The 22778-nt window shown below is 67.2% G+C and carries 21 protein-coding genes, 1 tRNA gene and 1 other RNA gene; 7 read left to right on the top strand and 16 right to left on the bottom strand.

Annotated features, from left to right (window positions below; translation table 11 throughout):
- Nucleotides 1-7: 7 nt before the first annotated feature.
- Nucleotides 8-82, top strand: a tRNA-Gln gene (locus tag ABD002_RS11140).
- Between the two features lie 80 nt (nucleotides 83-162).
- Here ABD002_RS11140 and ABD002_RS11145 read toward each other — a convergent pair.
- From ABD002_RS11145 to ABD002_RS11180, 8 genes are all read right to left on the bottom strand, one after another.
- Nucleotides 163-1707, bottom strand: a complete 1545-nt coding sequence (locus ABD002_RS11145; protein ID WP_343791008.1) for an IPTL-CTERM sorting domain-containing protein — start codon at nucleotides 1705-1707, stop codon at nucleotides 163-165.
- A gap of 100 nt (nucleotides 1708-1807) precedes the next feature.
- A complete protein-coding gene (rpiA, locus tag ABD002_RS11150) occupies nucleotides 1808-2452 on the bottom strand; it encodes a ribose-5-phosphate isomerase RpiA (protein ID WP_343791011.1) in 645 nt (214 codons plus the stop codon).
- A gap of 48 nt (nucleotides 2453-2500) precedes the next feature.
- On the bottom strand, nucleotides 2501-2959 hold the full coding sequence (locus ABD002_RS11155) for an EVE domain-containing protein (protein WP_343791014.1): 459 nt from the start codon (nucleotides 2957-2959) through the stop codon (nucleotides 2501-2503).
- A 57-nt stretch (nucleotides 2960-3016) separates the two neighbouring features.
- Nucleotides 3017-3652 carry a 5-formyltetrahydrofolate cyclo-ligase gene (locus ABD002_RS11160; RefSeq protein WP_343791017.1) on the bottom strand — a complete coding sequence of 212 codons (636 nt, stop codon included), beginning with the start codon at nucleotides 3650-3652 and terminating at the stop codon, nucleotides 3017-3019.
- Between the two features lie 195 nt (nucleotides 3653-3847).
- Nucleotides 3848-4035, bottom strand: a non-coding RNA gene (gene ssrS / locus ABD002_RS11165) — 6S RNA.
- Nucleotides 4036-4042: 7 nt separating this feature from the next.
- Nucleotides 4043-4345, bottom strand: coding sequence for a cell division protein ZapA (locus ABD002_RS11170; RefSeq protein ID WP_343791020.1), 303 nt, complete (start codon nucleotides 4343-4345; stop codon nucleotides 4043-4045).
- Nucleotides 4342-4560: a TIGR02449 family protein gene (locus tag ABD002_RS11175; protein WP_343791023.1), complete on the bottom strand. Its 219-nt coding sequence runs from the start codon at nucleotides 4558-4560 to the stop codon at nucleotides 4342-4344. The genes ABD002_RS11170 and ABD002_RS11175 overlap by 4 nt, the downstream gene beginning before the upstream one ends.
- A 75-nt stretch (nucleotides 4561-4635) precedes the next feature.
- The gene (locus ABD002_RS11180) at nucleotides 4636-9168 is read right to left on the bottom strand and encodes an EAL domain-containing protein (protein WP_343791025.1); all 4533 of its coding nucleotides are present in this window, start codon (nucleotides 9166-9168) and stop codon (nucleotides 4636-4638) included.
- Between the two features lie 168 nt (nucleotides 9169-9336).
- Here ABD002_RS11180 and ABD002_RS11185 point away from each other — a divergent pair, with 168 nt between their 5' ends.
- From ABD002_RS11185 to ABD002_RS11210, 6 genes are all read left to right on the top strand, one after another.
- Complete coding sequence (locus tag ABD002_RS11185) at nucleotides 9337-9888, top strand: UPF0149 family protein (RefSeq protein ID WP_343791027.1); 552 nt, start codon at nucleotides 9337-9339, stop codon at nucleotides 9886-9888.
- Nucleotides 9889-10011: 123 nt separating this feature from the next.
- Nucleotides 10012-11325 carry a Xaa-Pro aminopeptidase gene (pepP, locus tag ABD002_RS11190; RefSeq protein WP_343791029.1) on the top strand — a complete coding sequence of 438 codons (1314 nt, stop codon included), beginning with the start codon at nucleotides 10012-10014 and terminating at the stop codon, nucleotides 11323-11325.
- The gene (locus tag ABD002_RS11195) at nucleotides 11322-12722 is read left to right on the top strand and encodes an AcvB/VirJ family lysyl-phosphatidylglycerol hydrolase (protein ID WP_343791031.1); all 1401 of its coding nucleotides are present in this window, start codon (nucleotides 11322-11324) and stop codon (nucleotides 12720-12722) included. The genes pepP and ABD002_RS11195 overlap by 4 nt, the downstream gene beginning before the upstream one ends.
- 84 nt (nucleotides 12723-12806) lie before the next feature.
- On the top strand, nucleotides 12807-13220 hold the full coding sequence (locus ABD002_RS11200; protein ID WP_343791033.1) for a hypothetical protein: 414 nt from the start codon (nucleotides 12807-12809) through the stop codon (nucleotides 13218-13220).
- A 118-nt stretch (nucleotides 13221-13338) separates the two neighbouring features.
- A complete protein-coding gene (locus tag ABD002_RS11205) occupies nucleotides 13339-13797 on the top strand; it encodes a hypothetical protein (RefSeq protein WP_343791035.1) in 459 nt (152 codons plus the stop codon).
- A gap of 8 nt (nucleotides 13798-13805) precedes the next feature.
- On the top strand, nucleotides 13806-14072 hold the full coding sequence (locus ABD002_RS11210) for a hypothetical protein (RefSeq protein WP_343791037.1): 267 nt from the start codon (nucleotides 13806-13808) through the stop codon (nucleotides 14070-14072).
- 9 nt (nucleotides 14073-14081) lie between these two features.
- Here ABD002_RS11210 and mprF read toward each other — a convergent pair whose 3' ends face one another.
- The 8 genes from mprF to pepQ form a co-directional block, all read right to left on the bottom strand.
- A complete protein-coding gene (mprF, locus tag ABD002_RS11215; RefSeq protein WP_343791039.1) occupies nucleotides 14082-16709 on the bottom strand; it encodes a bifunctional lysylphosphatidylglycerol flippase/synthetase MprF in 2628 nt (875 codons plus the stop codon).
- Nucleotides 16710-16778: 69 nt separating this feature from the next.
- A complete protein-coding gene (locus tag ABD002_RS11220; RefSeq protein WP_343791041.1) occupies nucleotides 16779-17651 on the bottom strand; it encodes an alpha/beta hydrolase in 873 nt (290 codons plus the stop codon).
- A 282-nt stretch (nucleotides 17652-17933) separates the two neighbouring features.
- The gene (gene cydX / locus ABD002_RS11225) at nucleotides 17934-18065 is read right to left on the bottom strand and encodes a cytochrome bd-I oxidase subunit CydX (RefSeq protein ID WP_343791043.1); all 132 of its coding nucleotides are present in this window, start codon (nucleotides 18063-18065) and stop codon (nucleotides 17934-17936) included.
- Nucleotides 18066-18184: 119 nt separating this feature from the next.
- The gene (gene cydB, locus ABD002_RS11230; protein WP_343791045.1) at nucleotides 18185-19318 is read right to left on the bottom strand and encodes a cytochrome d ubiquinol oxidase subunit II; all 1134 of its coding nucleotides are present in this window, start codon (nucleotides 19316-19318) and stop codon (nucleotides 18185-18187) included.
- A gap of 5 nt (nucleotides 19319-19323) precedes the next feature.
- Nucleotides 19324-19482, bottom strand: coding sequence for a hypothetical protein (locus ABD002_RS11235; protein WP_343791048.1), 159 nt, complete (start codon nucleotides 19480-19482; stop codon nucleotides 19324-19326).
- Nucleotides 19479-21032, bottom strand: a complete 1554-nt coding sequence (locus tag ABD002_RS11240; protein WP_343791051.1) for a cytochrome ubiquinol oxidase subunit I — start codon at nucleotides 21030-21032, stop codon at nucleotides 19479-19481. Before ABD002_RS11240 ends, ABD002_RS11235 begins: the two co-directional genes overlap by 4 nt.
- Nucleotides 21022-21240 carry a cytochrome oxidase putative small subunit CydP gene (cydP, locus tag ABD002_RS11245; RefSeq protein ID WP_343791054.1) on the bottom strand — a complete coding sequence of 73 codons (219 nt, stop codon included), beginning with the start codon at nucleotides 21238-21240 and terminating at the stop codon, nucleotides 21022-21024. The genes ABD002_RS11240 and cydP overlap by 11 nt, the downstream gene beginning before the upstream one ends.
- Before the next feature lie 122 nt (nucleotides 21241-21362).
- Nucleotides 21363-22697: a Xaa-Pro dipeptidase gene (gene pepQ / locus ABD002_RS11250; protein ID WP_343791057.1), complete on the bottom strand. Its 1335-nt coding sequence runs from the start codon at nucleotides 22695-22697 to the stop codon at nucleotides 21363-21365.
- Nucleotides 22698-22778 lie beyond the last annotated feature (81 nt).

A 22778-nucleotide genomic window follows, 5' to 3' on the forward strand; every position in this document is an offset into this window, starting at 1 on the left:
ACTGCACAGCCCCGTCGCCAAGCGGTAAGGCACCTGACTCTGACTCAGGCATTCGGTGGTTCGAATCCATCCGGGGCTGCCAAACTCGATCCGGCTGCACCGATCCGCAGTGCAATCCCGGACAGTCAAACAAAAACCCGCCATCTGGCGGGTTTTTGCGTTTCAAGGAACGCCGGACGACCGGCTGTCGACCCTTGTGTCCCGCCGCTGTCGTTGGCGCGCTTGCGTGCCTGACGCCAACGCGGCGAGCAGACCTGCCAGCAGGGCCATCATCCATTGCGACAGCGTCGGCACCGGTGTCTGCACGAATGGCAATGCCTGCTGTTCGAACGCGCCGATATCCGCCGCCGCGCCGTACACGCGTGGGTAACCAGCGCCGCGCTGGTCGAAGGACAGGTTCGCGGAATTGTTGCCCACGTCGACGGCTGGGCTGCCGCGCAGCAGCGCATGCGTCCTTGTCGGGCCCCCGTTGTCCGCCAGAACGCCGAGCAACGGGTCGGTATTCAATGTGCCGGCTGGCAACGCGACATTCGGTCCGCTGGTACCGATCAGGTTGCCGCCGCCGCTGATCGTCAGCGCGGCGGGGTCCTGCAACTCGGCGAACTGGCCGCCGCCCGTGCTGTTGCCGAACACGATGCTGCTTTGCAGGTTCGCGCTCGGCATCGCGAGCCAGATCCCGCCGCCACCGGCTTCGGCATGATTCGCCGTGATCGTGCTGTTGCCGAGATCGATCGTTGCGGGCCAGCGCAGGAACAGGCCGCCGCCGATCTCGCTGGCCGCGACATTGCCGGAGATCGTGCTGTTCGATACGGAGATGCTGTTGAACGCGGCGATCCCGCCAGCGCGCCCCTGGCTGACGTTCGAATCGATCGTCGAGCCGGCGATGCTGCCGCCGCGCACTGCAATGACGCCACCTGCAATGTCGTAGCTGGTGCGGCCGGGTTTGACGCGGTGTTCGGCGCGGTTGCCGGTCACCGTGCTGTCGGTGAATTGCATCTGATAGACGAACGCCGCACCGCCGAAAGCCGCAGTGCCGGCATCTTCGTGCACACCGTTGGCAACGTTGCCGGAAAGCGTGCTGTTCGACAGCGTCAGCGAATACGCGTAGATGGCGCCGCCATAGGCACCCTCACCGCCGGCGTAGCAGTTCCTGACAGTCGCGTCCTCGAGCGCCACATAAGCGGCCGAGGCGACGCAGCCGCCACCTGCGACGTTGAAGCCGGTCGCACGGTTGCGGCCGTTCTGGATCGTCATTGCGCGCAGGGTCAGCGTGCCGCGGCCGGGATGGATGAAGACGCGGTCGGTGGCGTTGCCGTCGATCGTCAGCGCGGAGCGTCCCGGACCTATCAGGGTCAGGTTGTTGCGACGAACCGGGATCGCGCCGGTCTGCAGCGTGATCGTTCCACAGGTGAGCGCGGTCAGGTCGATCGTGTCGCCGTCACCGGCGGCGCCGATCGCGGCGCGCAGGCTGCCGGCACCGGAATCGGCGCAATTGACGACGGGCCACGTGGCGGCCGGCGCGGGAGCGCTGCGGCTGTATCGCGTCGGAAACTGCGCGAAGATCCGGCGCGCCGGATCGCTGCGGATTCGCACCCACGTGTTGTCGGGGGCCGACATCCCCTGTGTGGGCGACAACGAAGTGGCGGCCAGGGCGGTGGCAAACGCCACCGCCAGCGGCGTGCGCCGCGAACGGATTGACGCGATCATGCAAGCTCCCCCTTGCGTGATTTCGTGGACAGGATGGTAGGTGGCATGGGAGCACGCTTGCGCGTGCGGGGTCAATCGCGCAATCCAGGCCGCGGTCCGCTCAGCGCATTTCCTCACTGCCAATCAGCACGATGTCGGCCGGCCGTTGCGCGAACAGGCCGACGGTGACCACGCCGGCGATCTGGTTCAGGTCACGCTCGAGTTCGACCGGTTGCGTGATGCGCAGATGGTGCACGTCGAGGATCCAGTTGCCGTTGTCGGTGACCACGCCGTCACGCCAGACCGGCTGGCCGCCGCGTTTGACGATCTCGCGTGCGACGTAGCTGCGTGCCATCGGGATCACCTCGACCGGCAACGGGAACCGGCCGAGCACGTCGACGCGCTTGCCGGCATCGATGATGCAGACGAAGGTCTTCGCGACCGCGGCGATGATCTTCTCGCGCGTCAACGCGCCGCCGCCACCCTTGATCAGGCATCGGTGCGCATCGCATTCGTCGGCGCCGTCGACGTACAGCGGAATGTCGCCGGCCGAATTGAGGTCGAGCACCGCGATGCCGCGTTCTTTCAGCAGGCGCGTGGACTGCTCGGAACTCGACACCGCACCTTCGATCAGATGCTTGCGTTCGGCCAATGCGTCGATGAAGTGCGCGACGGTGGAGCCGGTGCCGACACCCACGACCATGCCGTCCTCGACATAGCGCAGGGCAGCGCGGCCGGCGATGCGTTTTTCCTCGTCCTTGGTCATTCGTCGTCTCCGGTCATGCGTGGAAAAGCATCGCGGTGGAAGCCGCTGCTACCTTGTTTCGAGGGAAAGGATGCAATCCCATTGCGGCTTCGTCACCGGCAGCACGGACAGGCGGTTGCCGCGGCGGAGCAGCGAGAATTCATCGAGCTTGGGCAGCTCCTTGAGTTCGGTCAGCGTGATCGTGCGCTTCAGCTTGCGCTTGAACGCGACGTCGACCAGCATCCAGCGCGGATTCTCGGTTGTGCTTGCCGGATCGAAATAGTCGCTCTTGCGATCGAACTGGGTCGGATCCGGATACGCCTCGCTGGCGACCTCGGCGATGCCGACGACGCCGGGCTCCGCACAACTCGAATGGTAGAACAGCACGCCGTCGCCGGGCCGCATGCCATCGCGCATGAAATTGCGCGCCTGGTAGTTGCGCACGCCGGTCCAGGGCTCGGTCCTGACCCGCGCGAGGTCGTCGATCGAGAACGCGTCGGGCTCCGATTTCATCAGCCAGTAGTGCATGGGCGTTTGCCTTCGCCTCGGGATGGCGCGAACTTTAGCAGCCGCGGCTTGTCGCGATCACGCCGCGGGTGGAGTGAGATCGATCAGCTCGCGCTCGGTTGCGACATAGTCGAGCCGGACGTCCCATGGCATCGCCGTGATCGGCGCGACTTCCTGCAGCGCATAGCCGACACCGACCAGCACGGGCTTGCCGACATCGGTGCGGTCGCGCAGGAACGCGAAGCTGCGATCGTAGTAGCCGCCGCCGAAACCGAGGCGATGGCCAGCACGGTCGAAACCGAGCAACGGAAGCAGTACGAGATCGAGCTGTTCCGGCGTCAGCAGGTCCGCGACTGCGTGTTCGGGTTCCGGAATGCCATATCCGTTCGTCGAAATCGCGATGCCCGGGCGCCACGGCGCGAAACGCAGCAGCCGGTCCGCGCCGATGACCGGCAGGTACCAGGTCTGCCCGCGCTCGCGCAGGCCAGACATCAGCGCAGCCAGCGGCAATTCGCCGGCCACGGCCCAGTAGCCGCCGACGCGCCGATCGGTCAGGAATTCGGGTATCCGCTCGAGTTGGGCGACCAGTCCCTGCGATGCGGCGATGCGCTCTGGGGCGGACAGCGCCGCACGCTGCTCCCGCAGCCGCTTGCGCAAGGCGGAGCGTTCGTTGTCGTTCGGCGGCAGCGAAGATGCAGGCACGTCGGATTGCATGGCATGCCCCGGTTCGCGTCAGGCCGTCAAACGACCGCACGACGACGTCCGTCGAAGCCTGCTGTTTGTTGAGAAGTGCGGCCACGGGTGGCCGCTTCTGGACCCTGTGAGCGCGTTGGACTACACGAACAATCGTGCCCGAACAATCGCGCCTGCAGGTGGTGGCGATCACGGACGATCGCAAAAACAAAAGCGGCGTCCTCCGCCATGTCGGTGCGCATCGAACGACCTTGATCCATCGGGATCAGGTGGGAAGACTGACGAAGCCATAAGGCTTTCCACACGAGGGTGGACGTGCACACAGGCTTTCGTTTCGTCGTCCCGGGTCGTCTATAGGAACAAGGCAATATGTAAGAGTGCGCTGCCGGGCACCGCAGAGGACACCTGCCGCTATTGTAGTGACGTCGCGAAGGCGCGTTCAAGCTTCGCGTGCAGTGCTTGCAGTTTCTCTGCCAACTGCGTCGAATCGGTCGAATTGCGGCGACGCTCGTCCAGCAACTCGTGGCTGATGTTCAATGCGGCCAGGATCGCGATGCGATCGAGCGTCGCCGAGCGCGCGTTGTTGCGCATCTCGCGCATCTTGGCGTCGAGATAGTGTGCCGCGTCGAGCAGGCCGGGACGCTCCTCGGCCGTGCAGGCGATCAGGAATTCGCGGTCGAGGATGCTGACCTTGACCGGCTCGCTGGCGCTCATCCTTGATTCTGCTCCAGCGACTTCAGCCGCATGATCATTGCCTCGACGCGCGAGCGCGCCTGCTCGTTGCGTGCGAGCAACTGTGCCCGCTCGGTCGCCAGTTGCTCCTGGCTGTGGCGCAGGCTGCGGTTTTCCTCCTGCAGGGCCCGGCACAGTTCGAGGAGCCGATCGAGTCGGTCCCCAATGGCCAGCAGGCTTTGCTCATGCGCGGACATGCGCTGAAATATAGCATCGCCGCCGCGCGGTTTGTCATCCGTGGTAGCGCGAGGACCGAACCGCGACGACGAGCGTCAGGGATGCGGTTCACCGAGGGCGACACGCCGCCGCTGCGCGCGTTCGCGCAGGAACGCGAGGCACTGGTCGGGCGGCAGCGGGAACGCCAGCCAGTGGCCCTGGATCTCGTCGCAATCCTGTTCGCGCAGGTACTCGACCTGCTCGGCGCGTTCGACGCCTTCGGCGACGACATTCAGTCCGAGCGAATGCGCCATCGTGATCACGGTCGCGGTGATCGCCTCGTCGTCCGGATCGGTGGTGATGTCGCCGACGAACTCCTTGTCGATCTTCAGCGTATCGATCGGCAGGCGCTTCAAGTAGCTCAGCGACGAATAGCCGGTGCCGAAATCGTCGATCGCGAGCGTCACGCCGATCGCCTTGAGCCGGCGCAGCGTGGTGATCGACTGCTCGGCGTTCGCCATGACCATGCTTTCGGTCAGCTCGAGTTCGAGCTGGTTCGGCGCGATGTCGTGCTCGGCGAGCACGTCGCACAGGCGTCGGATCAGGTCGCCGCGCCGCAGTTGCGCGACCGACACGTTGACCGACATCGTGATGTCGTGGATGCCGGCCTCTCGCCAGCGTGCGAGCTGCGCGCAGGCCTGCGCGACGACCCAGTCGCCGATTTCGACGATCAGGCCGGTTTCCTCGGCGATCGGGATGAACACGCCCGGCGAGACGTTGCCGAGGTCTCCGCTGCGCCAGCGCAGCAGCGCCTCGACACCGGTGATGCGCTCGTCGAGCAGCGACAATTTCGGTTGGTACACCAGCGAGAGCTCGTTGCGCTCCAGCGCCTTGCGCAGCGCGGCGACCGTGGTCGCACGCAGGCGCGCGGCCGCGTCCATCGCCTCGGTGTAGACCATCCAGGTCTTGCGGCCGTGTTCCTTGGCCTGGTACATCGCGGTATCGGCGAACTTCAGCAGGTCGGTCGGCACCTGGCCGTGGTCCGGGTAGAGGCTGATGCCGATCGACGGCGAGATCACGACTTCCTGGCCGTTGTCGAGTTCCAGCGGCTCCTCGAACGCGGCGATGACCTTCTCGGCGACGCGTTCGGCTTCGGCGCTGCCGATATCCTCGAGCACGATCGTGAATTCGTCGCCGCCGAGGCGCGCGACCGAATCGCCCTCGCGCACGACCTGACGCAGACGATTGCCCGCGGCCTTCAGCATGCGATCGCCGGCGGCGTGACCCATCGAATCGTTGACGTGCTTGAAGCGGTCGAGGTCGAGGAACAGCACCGCTATCTTGTGCGCGCCGCGCCGCGCGCGGACGATCGCGTGACCGATGCGTTCGCTGAGCAGGGTGCGGTTCGGCAGGCCGGTCAGCGCGTCGTAGTTGGCGAGGTAGCGCAGCTCCTGCTCGGTGCGCTTGCGATCGGTGATGTCGGAAATCACGCTGACGTAGTGCGTGCGCACGCCGTTGGCGTCGCGCACCTCGGAAATCTCGGACCAGCTGAGGAATTCGTCGCCATCCTTGCGCCGCTGCCAGAGTTCGCCGCGCCAGTGTCCGCTGCGGGCGAGCTTGTCGCGTATCGCGACGTAGTGCTCGGCCGGATGCTGCGAGCAATTCAGCAGCGCGGTCGGCTGCCCGGCGATCTCCTCCTGGCGCCAACCGGTGATGCGCGTGAATGCGGGATTGACCGTGAGGAAGTGATAGTCGAGGTCGCTCACCGCGACCGCCTCGGCCATGCTGCGGATGACTTCCTGGGCGACGCGACGGTCCTGCTCGGCGGCGCGCTCTTCGGTGACGTCGCGCGCGGTGCCGCACATGCGCAGTGGCTGGCCATCCTCGTCGCGCTCGACGATCTTGCCGCGCGCGAGCGACCAGGTCCAGCGGCCGTCGCGGCGGCGCAGGCGGTGTTCCGACTCGAACGTGTCGGTGGTGCGGTTGATGTGGTTTTCCAGCCGGCGCTCGACCGCCGGCAGATCGTCCACATGCAGGTGCTCGCGCAGCCATGCGTAGGGAAGCCGCGCCGGCCGTCGCTGCACGCCCTTGAACAGATCGCCGGTACCGGTCACCACGACCTCGTTGCGCGCGATGCTCCAGTCCCAGAAATCGTCGCCCGAGCCCCACAGCGCGAGGCGCAGGCGGTCCTCGCGCTCCTTGAGGTCGCGGTGATAGGCCCGCTCCTCGCTGCGCCGCCGCCGGTGTGCGCGCCAGGCGAGCAGGAGCGCGGCCGCGGCGATCAGCACGTACGCCACCTTTGCGGCCGGGCTGTCCCACCATGGCGGTGTTACGTGCAGCGCGATCGTCGCGATGCGGTCGTTCCAGTAGCCGTCGTGGTTGCTTCCACGCACCTTGAACGTGTAGCGCCCGGGGTCGAGATTGGTGTAGGTCGCCTCGTGCCGCGCACCGGCTTCGATCCAGTGATCGTCGAAGCCGTCGAGCTGATAAGCAAACTGGTTGCGGTCGGGCGCGGTGAAGTCGAGCGCGGCAAACTCGAAGCGAACGATGCGGTCGGCCGCCTCCATCTGCAGCTGGCTGCCTTCGTGCAGCACATGCGCATCGCGGTTGCCGATGCGCACGTTGGTGAACACGACCGGCGCCGCATAGCGGCTGCCGACGATCGCCTGCGGAGAGAACAGGTTGAGGCCGTTCACTCCGCCGAATGCGAGCTGGCCGTCACGCAGCATCGCGCAGGCACTGCCGTTGAATTCCATCCCCTGCAGGCCATCGGCGAGCGTGAACGTGCGGAAGGTGCTGCTGGTGCGATCGAACGAGGCGATGCCGCGGTTCGTGCTCAGCCAGAGTCGACCCATGCGGTCATCCGCGATCGCATACACGGTGCCGCTCGGCAATCCGTCGCGGGGCAGCCAGCGCGTAAACCGCGCATGTTCCGCGTCGAGCACATCGAGCCGGTCGAGGCCGGATTGCGTGCCGATCCACAGCTGGCCGTCCTCGGTTTCCTGGAATGCGCGCACGAGGTTCGCGGAAAGCGAGTGTGCATCGGCGGGATCGTTGCGGAACACGCGCACGCTGCGCTGGACCGGATCGATCAGGTTCAGCCCGGTCATCGTGCCGACCCAGATGCGCCCTTCGCGGTCTTCGTGCAACACCACGATGCGGTCGTCGGCGAGGCCACCGATCGCGGTCTCGCTGGCGTCGCGACGGAACAGGGTCCATGTCCGCTTCCCCGGACTGTGCTGCACGAGGCCGCCGCGCGCGCTGCCGATCCACAGTGTGCCGTCGCGTGCGCTGAGCAGGCTGCGCACGTCGACATCGGGCAGCCCGTGCGCGCCCTTTGCGTCCGTGGGCAGGAACGAAGCCTGGCGATGCACGGGATCGAGCAGGGCTACGCCGTGATTGGTTCCGACCCAGAGCCGTCCACCGCCGGCGTCTGCGAAGGCAGACACGGTCACCCGCGGGTCGCGCGCGGTGTCCTTCAGGCCGTTGGCGATCAGGTCGGTGTAATGATCGAACCGGTTCGCGGCACGATCGTAACGCTTCGGCCCGTCGCCATCCGCGCCCAGCCAGAGTCCGCCGCTGGCGTCCTCGAACAACGCGCGGATGTAGTTCGCCGCGGTACTTGCGGGCCCGGGTTCGCGATCGGCCACATAGCGAAACAGCGTTCCGTTCGGATCCACCTTGGCGATCCCGCGTTCCAGCGTGCCGACCCAGAGCAGGCCGGAACGATCGATGTCGAGGCTGGTGACGGTGGCGTCAGGCGGGCTCCCGGCCAGGCCATTGTCCGGCTTGAGCCACTGGGTCTGGTTGCCGGCGGCGTCGAACACGGCCAGGCCCTCGTTGGGAACCGCGAACCACAGGCGGCCACGCGGATCCTCGACCATCGCGGTGACCGGATAGTGGCCCTGCGCCGGCCATGCCTGTTCCGCCGAACCATCCGGCATGATCCGGTAGACGCCATTCGCCGTCGCGACATGCAGTCGCCGGGCGTGGTCGAGCAGCAGCGCCTGCGGGTCGTCGATCCGGTCCGTGGCGACGCGCTCCAGCGCATCCGTGCCCGGTACCAGACGCAGCAGGCCAGCCGAACTGGCGATCCACAGTGTTCCGTCGTCGGTGAGATCGAGCTTGCGCACGTGCAGCGCGCCGTTGTCCTCCTGGACGATCGGCAATCTGCGTTTCGTGCGGCCGTTGGTGGTGTCGACCAGCGCGATGCCCGCGTCGCTGGCGATCCACAGCCCCTGTCGCGGATCGAACCGCAAGGCGCGCACGGTCGACCAGGAGGCGTCCGTACCGGGCTCGGTCGTGCCCATGTGTTGGAACACGCCGGTCGACGGCGTGTGGCGGATCAGCCCGAGCGTGCTGGAGCCGATCCAGATGTTGCCGTCGCCATCCTCGGCCAGCGCCGTCACCGGACCCGCGGGCGGGCTGTCCGGGTCATCGCCGGAATGCTCGTAGGTGTTGAAGCCGTAGCCGTCGTACTGCTGCAAGCCGCCCGCGGTGCCGATCCAGATGAAACCGGCACGGTCCTGCAGGAACGCGATCACCGAGTTCTGGGCGAGGCCATGATCGGTGCCGATCGTCTGGAAGAAGAAATCACGCCGGACCGCTTCGCCCTGTGCCGACGCCGAGCACACGATGCAGGCGATCAACAGGCAGGAGCGCCAACACCAACGCCGACGCGACCCCGCCAATGGCGACCCGGAAAACTTCATGGGCGCGAGCTTACAGACTCCAACGTTGTGCCAGTGTAGGCAAACGCAGTCGGCTCCGCCACGCGCAGGTAGACTGATGCCGACTCCGAAGCCAGCCGGTCCGCGATGCACCCCGACCTCACCCATGCCGAACTCGCGAAAGCGCTCGACAGACTGCGCCTCGGCGTCAATGCCAGCGACCTGCACGGCTCGCTGACCGGCTACCTTTGCGCAGGCGCGCAAACCGACGCCGACGGTTGGCTGGACGCTCTGCAGCTCGATTTCGACGATCCCGGCCTGGCTCGCAACGAGATCCTGCAGCGGCTGTATCGCAGCTGCCTCGCCCAGTTCGGGGCCACACCCGCCAGCGTCGATCCGCTGTTGCCTGCGTCCAGCGCGCCGCTGGCGTGCCGCGCCGACGCGCTGGTCGAATGGTGCCGCGGTTTCCTTGGCGGCTTCGGACTCGCTGGCGCGGCGGCGCGCGCCGGGCTGACCGCCGATGCGACCGAGATCCTCGCTGACCTCGGCACCATCGCGGCATCGCGCTTCGACTACGCGGACACCGCCGGCGATGAGCAGGCGCTGGCTGACGTGCTCGACTTCGTGCGCACCGGTGCCGCGCTGCTGCATCGTGATGTCCGGCGCGCCGCTCGCGCTGCGCCGCATTCGCTGCACTGACGCGTACGCAGCGCCGTTGCAACGCGTGGTGGCCACCGAATCGGCGTCGAGCTCGAACATCGTCGTGCCGATTCAATAGAATGGGCGGCGCAATCCGCGGCCACGAACCGGACCCATGCATCGATGATCGAACCCAGGGAATACGCGCGCCGTCGCCGCCAGTTGATGCGCATGGCCGGCAACGACGCGATCGTGATCGTCGCCGCCGCGCCGGAGCGCGTGCGCAACAACGATGCGCACTATCCGTACCGCCAGGACAGCGATTTCCACTACCTGACCGGCTTCGCCGAGCCGGATGCGGTGCTCGCGCTGGTGCCCGGACGCGAACCGGGCGAGATGATCCTGTTCTGCCGCGAGCGCGATCCCGAGCGCGAACGCTGGGACGGCCCGCGCGCCGGCACCGAGGGCGCGGTCGCCGCGTTCGGCATGGACGATGCGTTTCCGATCGACGACATCGACGACATCCTGCCGGGATTGATCGAAGGCCGCGCGCGCGTCTACTACCACTTCGGCCGCGACACCGAGTTCGACCTGAAATTGATCGGCTGGGTCAACCGCGTGCGCGCACAGGTGCGTCAGGGCGCGAAGCCGCCGCACGAGTTCGTCGCGCTGTCGCACCTCCTGCACGACCTGCGCCTGTACAAGTCGCGCAACGAACTGCGCCTGATGCGCAAGTCCGCGAAGATCGCCGCCGATGCGCACCTGCGCGCGATGCAGGCGGCCCGACCCGGCATGAACGAGCACGAGGTCGAGGCGGAACTGCTGCACACCTTCCGCAAGCATGGCGCGGTGCCGAGCTACGAGCCGATCGTCGGCGGCGGCGCGAATGGCTGCGTGCTGCACTATCGCGCGAACAACGCGCCACTCGTTGATGGCGACCTGCTGCTGATCGACGCAGGCGCCGAGTACGAATGCTACGCGTCCGACATCACGCGCACGTTCCCGGTCAACGGACGTTACTCGCCCGAACAGCGCGCGCTCTACGACATCGTGCTCGCCGCACAGCTCGCGGCGATCGAGGAAGTACGCGCCGGTCGTTCGTTCGACGCCTACCACGACGCGGCGGTGCGTACGATCACCAAGGGCTTGATCAAGCTCGGCCTGCTCGGTGGCAGCGTCGACAGGAACCTGCGCGAGCATGCGTACCGCAAGTTCTACATGCACAAGACCGGACACTGGCTCGGCCTCGACGTGCACGACGTCGGCGACTACCGCGTCGACGGCGAGTTCCGTGTGCTCGAACCCGGCATGGTCGTCACCGTCGAACCCGGTCTCTACATCGCGCCGGACCAGAAGGGCGTGCCGGCGAAGTTCCGCGGCATCGGCATCCGCATCGAGGACGATGTCATCGTGACCGACGGCGAGCCGGAGGTCATCTCCGCCGGCGTGCCCAAGCATGCGGACGAGATCGAAGCGCTCATGGCGGCACGCGCATGAGTGCACTGCAGGCGTTGCTCTCGCTGCTGTTCGGCCTGTTCGCGTCTGCCGCGTCTGCTGAGACGCTCGACTACGGCTTGTTCGGTACGCTCCATCTCAGTCGTCCGGCCGGTGCGATCGCACATACCGTGCTGCTGTTTTCCGATCGCGACGGCTGGACGCCGCGCCAGGATGGCCTCGGCGATGCGCTCGCGAAGCAGGGCGCGTTCGTGGTCGGCATCGATCTGCCGGCGTATCTGAAGCGCATGGAGTCGATCAAGGACAAGTGCTCGTATCCGGCCGGCCATGTCGAGGAGGTCGCGCACTGGATCGAGCGCCACGAAGGCTTGGCAAGCTACACGTATCCGCTGGTGGTCGGCGATGGCGCCGGCGCAACGTTCGCGTATGCACTGGCCGCGCAGGCGCCGGCCGGTACGTTTGAGGGCCTGCTCACGCTGGGCTGGGATGCGGGATTGCGTTTCCCGAAAGGATTCTGTCCCGGCGACGCCGGCGCGATGACCGCGTCCGGCGATGGCGGCTTCCATGTCGTGCCGGTGCCGAAGTTGCCGCTGCCGTGGCTGCCGCAACCGTTCGCTGCCGGTGCGCGGATCGGCGGTCTCGGCGCATCGCTGGCGACCGGCTGGCATGCGCTCGGCGCATTGCTGCCGCCGCTTGCAGTGCGTGAGGCCGGCCCCGGTCTCGGTGTCGCCTACGCGCGCTGGCGCCATCGCGAGGACGCCGCGACGACCGCGCTGCCGGACGACGTCGCCGACCTGCCGCTGACCGACATCGCGCCGACCGCTGCAGCGAAGCCGGATGAGGCACACCGTATCGCGATCATCATCACCGGCGATGGCGGCTGGGCCGGCCTCGACCGCGGCGTCGCCGATGCACTGACCGCGCACGGCATCCGCGTGATCGGTTTCTCCACGCTGAAGTTCTTCTGGCACAAGCAGACGCCGGACGCCGCGGCCGCGGCGATCAGTCGCGTCATCGCGCACTACGGCAAGGGCGATCCAGCGGCCCGCTTCGTGCTGATCGGCTATTCGTTCGGCGCGAGCCTGGTGCCGGTCTTGATCAATCGCCTGCCCGAGGAATCGCGCCAGCGCGTGCAGGGCGGCGTGATGATCTCGCCGGATGACACCGCGGTGTTCGAGATCCATGTCGGCGACTGGTTCGGTTCGACGAAGCACGATGATGCGCTGCCGATCGGTCCCGAGCTTGCCGCGAGCAAGGTGCCGCTGGTCTGCGTGCACGGCTCGGACGAGGACGACAGCTTTTGCCTGAAACCGCAGCCGACGCAGGTCCGCGTCGTCGATCTCGCCGGCGGACATCACTACAACGGCGACTACGCGGCGCTCGGTGCGCTGATCGTGAGCAGCTTGCCGATGGCGCCGGCTGCGGCGCGTTCGCCCTAGGCTGGAATGCGGCCACGCGGCGGTTCCGGCGCCGTGCCCGTATACTTGTGGCCCCACGCCTCACACCCCGCCAGCGCAGCGCCGATGATCAGCCGACCGAATGTCCCGAACGCCGCGCACGCGTGCTTTGCGATCGTTGCCTTGGCATTGGGCGGCATCACCGGCGACCTGCGCGCCGATCCGCCGCTGCAGTCGGCGCAAGGCCACACAGAGCAGGCGGCCGCACCGACGATCGCGGTCGTCACCCTGCACGCGGCAGGGGAGGAAGCGGATCCCGATATCGTTCCCGCTCCGGGTGCAGGGCCTGGCATCGCTTTCGACGAACTGCCGCGTGAGATCGGCGTACGCGTACGCGTGCTCACGCGTGGCGAACACGTGCATGTCGGCATGGTCCGCGCTGCTGATGCGCGCCACGTCACGCTGTCGGTATCCCAGCGCGGCGGCAGCGCGACCTATGTGTTGTCGCGCGACCAGATCGAGCGCATCGATCCGGGCTGAGCACGCCCTTCCGCACCTGCAAAAGTGACCGCTGTAGCGGAATGCGTCACCAGGTTGTGCTCCCATGCGCGTGCCATCGCGCGACCGCGCGGTCGCCGGACGCGAGGGGGTTCGGGCAATGACGAAGAAGATTCCGACCGGCTGGACGCTGGGCTGCGGATTGCTGTTCGCTCTGTCCGCGCAGGCGGCAACGCTGGAGGAGGACGAGGCACGCATCGAGGCGTTGCTGCAGGCCGAGCATGCCGCCGCGGTGCGCTCCGATATGTCCACGATCGCGGTCGCGGTCCCCGACACACCGGCGCCGGTGGTTGCAGAGGTTGTCGCTCCGCCCGCGGATGCAGTCACGAATGAGGACTGGCTGGCGCCGGCGCCAGCCCGCGACAGTGATCTGCAATTCGCCGATCTCGCTCAGCATGTCGGCGGCAGGGTCTCGATCGTCACGGCCGGCGAGCGCGTGCATCGCGGCACGATCGTTGCCGCGAATGCGCGCCAGGTGATCCTGCAGGTGCGCCAACCCGGCGGCCATGCGAGCTACACGTTGCGTCGCGAACAGGTGGTCCGCATCGACGCGCGCTGAGCGCCGCCATGTTCACGTTGATCTATCTCGTCTTCATGATGCCGGTGCTGGCCGGGCTGCTGTACCTGCTGGGTGTCGCGCGTGTCTGGCGGCAGAGTTGGGTTCTGGCGGTGTTCATGCTGCCGTTCTGGCCGACTGTGCCTGCGCAGCGCCTGCTCGCCGGGCGCACCGACTACGCGCACGGCGAGACGTACTCCGACCACGGCTTGCTCGACCACAGCGCGCGCTACGACCTTGCCGGCCTCGTCACCGGCACGAGCCTGCTGCCACGCTGAGCCCCGCGATCAGCGACCGATCAGGAACCGGCGATAGCCGCCGGCGACCAGCGCCGCGATGTCGATCAGCAGCCCCGGCACCCACAGCCCGCGCGGGTAGGCGAGGTAGGAGCCGGTCCACTCCGGACCGAACTTCTCCTTGTAGCGGCGCAGGCCCTGGTAGTTGTAGAAGCGGCCGCCGTACTGGAACGCGAGCGCGGCGAGGCGCTCGTTGACTCGCGCGTACGGGTTGTCGCCGACCGCGGACAAGGGCGCCATGCCAAGGCTGAAGCTCGCATAGCCCTGTTCCTTGGCCCATTGCATGACCCGCGCGAACAGGAAGTCCATCGTGCCGCGCGGTGCGCCATCGATGTGGCGCATCAGGTCGACGCTGGCGGTGCCGTTCGGTCCGTACGGCGGCAGCACGTTCGCGAACGCGATCACCTCGCCTGCGCGGCGCACGAGTGCGAGCGGACTCCACGCGAAATAGTCCGGATCGAAATGGCCGAGCGAGAAGCTCTTCTCGTGCGCGCCCTTGTCCTCGAGCCAGGCGTCGGAAACGCGCTCGAGGTCGGTCATCAGCACGGTGTCGAACGGCGGTTCGACGAGTTCGAACGTGAGTTGTTCCTTGACCGAGCGATTGACCGCCTGGCGCAGGTCTTCCCAGCGCTTGCCGGCCAGCGTGAACTCGGAAAGACGGATCGTCGCGAGTTCGCCGAGCTTGAACAGGTCGAATCCGAGGTCGTGGTACAGCGAGAGATCCGGTTCGAGCACCTCGTAGAACACCGGCACGCGATCCTGCGCGTCGGCGAAGTGGCGGAAATCGAGGATCGCGCGCTTGATCGCGGCTTCCGGGCCGCACGGCGAGCCGAGCGCGACGAGGCGGTCGCGCACCGCGCCATAGGCGACTACCGCGTGATTGTCCGCGGACCAGAACAGGTGCTTGTCGCCCATGAACGACAGATGCGCGAATTCGCCGCCGCCATGCGCGTGGTACACCGTACGTGCGCGCTCCAGCTCCTCGTGCGCCGGCAGTTTCAGCGGTGGGCGCCTGACCGAGAACGACTGCCAGATCAGGTAGATCGCCAGCCCGAGCAGAGCCGCGAACAGGCCGCGGCCGATCCGCGAGGAATGCTCGCCGACGCCGAAATACCAGAGGTCGAAGCTGTCGTCGCCCAGCACGGCCCAGACGCCGACCGCGAAGAACGCGCAGACGACGATGATCAGGCCGCTGAGCCAGGTGAACGTGGTCAGCGAGGTCAGGCTCATCGCGCGCTGGGTGAATTCGCGCTTGCGCATGCGCAGCAGCACCGCGACCGCAAGCAGGAACAACGCCTCGCCGAAATGCAGGCCCTTGGTCACCGCGAGCACCGCGCCGACCACCAGCACCCAGAGCGTGAGCCGGTAGGCGACACGCAGGCGTCCGTCGATGCCGCGGCCGAGGCCGAGCAGCAGCACGCCGGTCAGGATCGACAGCCAGTACGAGCTTTCGACCGCGGCCAGTGGCAGGTGCTGGCGCACCACCTCGATGTGCTCGCGCACGGCCGGAATCGCGGCCGAGCCGAGCAGCACCAGCCCGGAACCGAACGTGAGCACCGCGAGCACGCGGATGCCGAGACCGGCGAGCAGACTCGCCGGCAGGCCGAGCACGCCGAACAGCGGATGCGTCTGCAGGCGTGCGGCGACGCGCGCGACGCCGGGCAGCTGGCCGGCGAGCATGCCGGAGCCGACATAGAGTCCGGTCAGCAGCGGCAGCAGGTAGTAGCCGATGCGGAACAGGAACAGACCGGACAGCACCTGCGCGTTGTCGTAGCCGCCGCTGGTCAGCGCAAGCAGCATCAGGCCATCGAAGACGCCGAAGCCGCCCGGGATCAGGCTGAGCAGGCCGAGCGTCTGCGCCGCGGCGAAGCTCGCGAGCAGCGGGCCGGGTTTCACGTGCGCGCCGGATATGTACAGGCAACCGTACAGCACGGCCGCGCTCAGGACCCAGTCGATCAGTGACAGCGCGGCCAGCGCCAGCTTCAGGCGCAGCGGCGGCAGGTCCAGCCCGCGCGGCAGCCAGCGCATCAACCGACGCCGCGTGGTCAGGATCAGGAATGCCGGCAGGTAGCACGCGGCCGCGACCAGCACCGCTACGCTGAGCCAGCGCGTCGTCGCGCTTGGCGTGATCGGCAGCGAGCCGAACGCGAGCGTCGCGATGATCAGCACGGACAACCCGAGCGGCAGCGACAGCACCTGCAACCCGATCAGCGCGGCGCCGACCGGCAGTTCGACGCGCCGTGCGGTGAAGCCGAGCAGGCGCACGCCGGAACCGATCGCGCCGGAGAGGTTGAGGACGTTCGCGAGCGCATTCGCGACGAACGCGAGGCGGAACACCTCGCGCGTCGGCACGTGCATGCCGAGCCAGCGCGCGATCACCACATCGATCAGGCCGGTGAACGCGACCGCAACCAGCGCGAGCAGTGCGATGCCGAGCGCGGGCCAGGTCGGCACGTCGAGCAGCGTGCGCTGCATTTCGGGCAGGTCGAACTCGTCGATGCCGCGCACGACCAGCCAGCCGACCAGCGCGAGGAACGCGATCGGCACCAGCCAGCGCAGGCGTGCCGCCCAGCCGCGCGCGACCGGCGGACTGGGGCTGGCAGCGGTTTCGGTGCTCATGCGAACGCCCTTCTTCCCTGAGACTTCGCGAAGTTTAGCCGCGCGGGACGCCCACGCGCGCGACCCCGATCAATACTTCGCGCTGGCGTCGAGCAGATCCTTGACGCTCTGCACGTACTGCGGCATCCAGTTCTTCGGCACGCCGAAACCGTGGCCGACCTTCGGCAGCATGACGGCTTTCGAGTCCTTCTGTCCGGCGGCGAAATCCGACGCGAACTTCGGATCGCAGACCTGGTCCGCCTCGCCCTGCAGGATGCGCCACGGTGCGTTGACCGTCTCGCGTTTGTCGAACATCCAGGTCGGCGGTTGCTTCTGCCAATGCTGGGTCAGGCCGCCGGCGCCGGCGCAGAACGGTTTGTGGATCAGCAGGTCCGGACAGAAACCGAGGCTGATGCCGCCGCCGAGACGCTGGCCGGCGTCCGCGGCGAGTGCGGCGTACACGATGGTGGCGCCGGAGGAGTAGCCGATCACGATCGGGCGCGTGTCCGGCGGCAGGTTCAGCTTGCGCGCGAGATCGGCGCCGAGCTTCGCGAGCACGCCGTGCGCGTCGCTGCACTGCGCGCCGCCGCCGTCGAGGCCCTTCAGGAACTGCGGCGTGCTGAAGCCGGCGACCCAGTAGCCGAGCGCGGCCGCCTGGTGTGCCATGTCGGTGACGCCGAGGTTCCAGCCGCCGTCACCGGAGGCAAACAATGCGAGTCCCTTGCTTTCGCCGGCCGGCCGGTACACCGCGACCTCGCCGAAGCCGTCGATGCTGATCCAGCGGTCGACCTGCGGATCGCGGACAGGTGCCGCGGTCTTGCGCGGCTTGGACGGCACCTTGCCCGAGTGCGCGGTGGCAGGCTTGGTCGCGTCGCCCAAGGAGGGATCGGCGGCCTGCGCGGTCAGGGCGGTGCAAAGGGCGAATGCCAGCGTAGTGGCGGCGAAGCGGGAAGAACGGCTCAAGCGACGGATTCCGGGACAGACAACCGCGGCACGCTAGCCGATGACGGCGTTGCTGTCACGCGGTCGCAGTTTGAATACCCACCACCGTTCGCGCTGTGGTATCGAGGGGTGAACGGTTTCTGGGTCCGCCGTTCATGGTGACTCGCGCCATCCTGGCGCTCGCCCTACGGGCCAGCTTCGCTGTTCGCGCGCGTTCCTGCGCGCGTCGTCGATACCTCGCCACGAACGGCTATTCATTCAAACAGAGGCAGTACGCGCGCGCGCGGACTGATTCGCGTCGATTCAGTGCGGCGGCGCTTCTTCGTCGGCCTTGCGCCGCGCGACATCGTCGGCGTGCAGTTCGAACCACATCGCATTCAGGATCGCGAATGCGCAGGCGAGGCCGAGGCCGAGAATCCAGCTGAAATACCACATGGGGCAAACCTCCGGTTTGCGGGAATGGAGAATGGGGAATCGGGAATGGCAGAGCGGTCCGTGAGCACGTGGAGCCGCTGTTCGCATTCCCGATTCTCAATTCCCGATTCCCGGCTCCATCAATACATTCCGTGCGATTGCTTCACATGTTCCAGGCTGACCCGTCCGCGCAGCACGCGGTACACCCAGGTCGTGTAACCGATCACGATCGGCAGCAGCACGGCCGTGACCAGCAGCATCAACCCGAGTGTGGTCCTGCTGCTCGATGCGTCCCAGACGGTCAGGCTGCTGCGCGGATCGAGGCTCGACGGCAGCAGGAATGGAAACAGCGCGAAACCCGCCGAGGTGATCGTGCCGGCGACCGCGAACGCGCTGGCGACGAACGCACTTGCATGGCGCCGACGCACGGAAAGCCGTGGCGCGGCCAGCGCAGCGAGGATTGCGATGCCCGCGGCGACGCAGGCCCAGTTGCCGAGCGGGCCGTTGCCAAGCCAGCCCCCGCTGTGCGCGACCTCCTTCAGCAGCGGATTGGACGGCCCCCCCGCGGCAATGCCGCCGTCAATCGCGTAGCCGGTCACGCCAAAGGCGAGCCACACGCCGGCAGCCACGTACAGCGCGACGAACGCGAACGACAGACTGCGCAGCAGGTGTTCGGCGCGCCGCGCGATCACCTCGTCCGCCTTCACCGCCGCCCAGGCGGCGCCATGCATCAGCAACAGCGCGACCGACACCAGGCCGACCAGCAACGGGAACGGTCGCAGCAGTCCGAGAAAGCCGCCTTCGTAACTCATGCGCAGCGTCTCGTCGTAGCGGAACGGCACGCCGAGGAACAGGTTGCCGAACGCGACGCCGAAGATCAGCGCCGGGATCAGGCCGGCGATCGTCAGGATCCGGTCCCAGGTTTCGCGCCAGCGCGGATCGGTGAGTTTGTTGCGGAAGTTGAAACCGACCGGGCGCACGATGAACGCGAGCAGCAGCACCAGCATCGCGAAATAGAAGCCCGAGAACGCGGCCGCGTACAGCAGCGGCCATGCCGCGAACACCGCGCCGGCGCCGAGGATCAGCCAGACCTGGTTGCCTTCCCAGACCGGCTCGATCGTCTCCAGCAATGCACGGCGTTCGTCGTCGTCCCGGGCGAGCACGCGCAGCAACGCGGCGACACCGAGGTCGAAGCCGTCCATGACCGCGAAGCCGATCAGCAAGGCGCCGAGCAGCAGCCACCAGACGATGCGCAGGGTTTCGTAGTCGAGCATAGGAGTCACCGTTGCTGCTCTTTTGTCGTCATTCCGGCGAAAGCCGGAATCCAGTTTCGCTCTGTTGGAAGATCAAGTTGGATTCCGGCTTGACCAGCCGTTCGGCTGTTTAAAGCCGCCGGAATGACGAAGTGGGCGCGTGGCGTGATGCCGCAAGTGTTCATGCTCGCGACTCCGCAGCCGGCGGCCACATGCCGAGGCCGTCGGGGCCCTTGCGCGCGTATTTCAGCATCAGGATCGCGTCGACGACCGCGAGCGCGGTGTAGAAGATCACAAAGCCGGCGAGGCTGGTCGCGACCTGCGCCGCAGACACCGACGACACGCCGAGCGCGGTCGGCAGCACGCCTTCGATCGCCCACGGCTGGCGGCCGTATTCGGCGACGATCCAGCCGAGTTCGATCGCCAGCCACGGCAGCGGCAGGCTCCACAGCGCGACCTTCAGGTACCAGCGATGCCGGTCGAGTTCGCGCCTTGCGGCGAGCCAGAACGAGAAGCCGAACAACGCGATGAACCACATCCCGCAGCCGACCATGATGCGGAATGCCCAGAACAGCACCGGCACGTTCGGGATCGTGCTCGCCGCGGCCTTGCCGATGTCGGCCGGCGTCGCCCTAGCCGGATCGTCGAGCACACGCTTGAGCAGCAATGCGTAGCCGAGATCCCTCTTGTGCGCCTCGAACTCCGCACGTGCCTGCGCGTCGTCGCGGTTCGCGTGCAACCTCTGCATCGCCGCGTACGCCTGCATGCCGTTGCCGATGCGCTGCTCGGCGTCGGCGACGAGTTCCTTGATGCCGGGAAGCACGCCACTCAGCGAGCGCGTACCGATGATGCCCATGACCCACGGAATGTGGATCGCGAAGTGCGTCGTGCGCTCCGCGACATCCGGGAACCCGAAAGCGGTGAACGACGCGGGCGCAGGTTCGGTTTCCCACATCGCCTCGATCGCGGCGAGCTTCATCTTCTGGTTCTCGGACACCGTGTAGCCCGATTCATCGCCGAGCACGACCACGCTGAGTGCGGCGGCGAGGCCGAAACTCGCAGCGACCGTCATCGAGCGCTTCGCGAAGTCCACATTGCGGCCCCTGAGCAGGTACCAGGCGCTGATCGACAGCACGAACATCGCGCCGAGCACGTAGCCGGCGCTGACCGTGTGCACGAACTTCGACTGCGCGACCGGGTTGAAGATCACTGCGCCGAAGTCGGTGATCTCCATGCGCATCGTGTCGAAGTTGAACTCGCTGCCGACCGGATTCTGCATCCACGCATTCGCGATCAGGATCCACAGCGCGGAAAGATTGGTGCCGAGCGCGAGCAGGAACGTGACGATCAGATGCTTCACGCGCGACAGCCGGTCCCAGCCGAAGAAGAACAGGCCGATGAAGGTCGCCTCGAGGAAGAACGCCATCAGGCCTTCGATCGCCAGCGGCGTGCCGAAGATGTCGCCGACGTAGTGCGCGTAGTAGGCCCAGTTGGTGCCGAACTGGAATTCCATCGTCACGCCGGTGGCGACGCCCATCGCGAAGTTGATCCCGAACAGCACGCCCCAGAACTGCGTCATGCGTTTCCAGATCTCGCGCCCGGTCATCACGTAGACCGCTTCCATGATCGCGAGCATCCACGACAGGCCCAGCGTCAGCGGCACGAACAGGAAGTGATACAGCGCCGTCAGCGCGAACTGCAGGCGCGACAGGACAACGACGGTCTCATCGATCATGCGCGGCCTCGGCGGCGGGTGCGAGCAGGCGGTTTTCGATCGCGCCTGGACGTGTGTCGGGACGCGGATGCGGACGGAAGCAGACGAACCAGATCAGCGTCAGCAGGATCAGCTTGACCACGATGATCGCCGTGAACTCGATACCGAAGCGGCGGCCGCCGCGGCTGCGGAACCAGGACGATGCTGACGGGCGATTCGGCATATCCATGAGGCAAGCTCCGGAACTGCCGCAAAAGTATACGCCGCCTCCGCGCGGGCCAATGCGGTGCGATGCCGCGCGGCCGGATGCCGCGCGGTGCATGGTCGCGGCGCGGCGCCGCGCCGCGAGGATCAGCCGGCGGCAGCGAACGCGTCGCGGGTCAGGTTTTCTGGCTCGCCGTCGGTGCAGACCACGTCGTCCTCGATACGGATGCCGCCGTACTTGCGGAACGCATCGACCTTGGTCCAGTCGATGTCCTTCGCGGCCGGTTTCGCCTTGAGTTCGGCGAGCAGCATGTCGATGAAATAGAGGCCCGGTTCGATCGTGACGACCATGCCGGGTTCGAGTACGCGCGTCATGCGCAGGTAGGGATGGCCGGCCGGGCGCGGGATCGTGCCGCCGCTGTCGCTGGCCTGGAAGCCGGCGACGTCGTGCACCTGCAGGCCGATCGGATGGCCGAGACCGTGCGGGAAGAACGCGCTGGTCACGCGGTTCTCCACTGCGCTCTCCGCGCTCATGCGGATGAAGCCGTGGTCCTTGAGGATGCCGGCCAGCACGTGATGCGCGTGGATGTGCAGCTCCGGATAGCTCTGTCCGGCACGCACCTTCGTGCAGAAGCCGCGCTGCGCAGCGTCGACCGCGTCAATCAGCGCGGAGAATTCCGACGCCTCCGCGCTGGCGTAGGTGCGCGTGATGTCGCTCGCATAGCCGTGGAAGCTCGCACCCGCGTCGATCAGGAACGAGTGTGCATGCGCCGGCGGCGCATGACCGAGTTCGGTGTAGTGCAGCACCGCACCGTGCTCGTTCAGCGCGATGATGTTGCCGTACGGGAGTTCGTTGTCGGTCTGGCGCGTCGCGGCAAGATATGCCAGGTGGATGTCGAACTCTGACTCGCCGGCGCGAAACGCGGCCTCGGCGGCCCGGTGAGCACGCGCGCCGAGCTTGCTCGCCACGCGCATCATCGCCAGTTCGTACGCGGTCTTGTACGAACGCTGGTAGTGCAGATAGTCGAGCGCCGCGGCCGGATTGTTCGGCGTGAAACCGTCGAGCGCCGCGTTCGCCTCGCCGAGGATCGCGCAGCGCGCGGCGTCGTTCGGCAGATGCGCGCGCGCTTCCTTCGCGTCGCGGATGATCACGATGTCGAAGTGCTCGACCCAGTAGCCGGCCGGCGCCTCCGGCACGACATGCCAGTAGTCGTGCGGCTGCAGGTAGACCAGCTTCGGCTTGCGCCCCGGCGTGTAGACCAGCCACGATCCCGGCGCCTTGGTCACCGGCAGCCAGTGCTTGAAATGCGGATTCACCGCGAAGGGATACGGGCGGTCGTCCAGGAACTGGTACGCCGCCTGTCCGGCGGCGACGACCAGGTGATCAAAGCCGCCGCGCAGCAGCGCCTTGTCGGCGCGCGCCTTCAACGTCGACAGGTGGGGCGGATAGAGCTGGTGCAGATCGGGATGCTGGATGTCCATGGGCCAATCCTTGCGACGAACGCCGATTCTGCCACGAGCACGCGCCGACGCACCGCCGCACGTTCTCGGCGGCGCACCGTT

The organism is Dokdonella soli, from assembly GCF_039523175.1.
Classification (GTDB): domain Bacteria; phylum Pseudomonadota; class Gammaproteobacteria; order Xanthomonadales; family Rhodanobacteraceae; genus Dokdonella_A; species Dokdonella_A soli.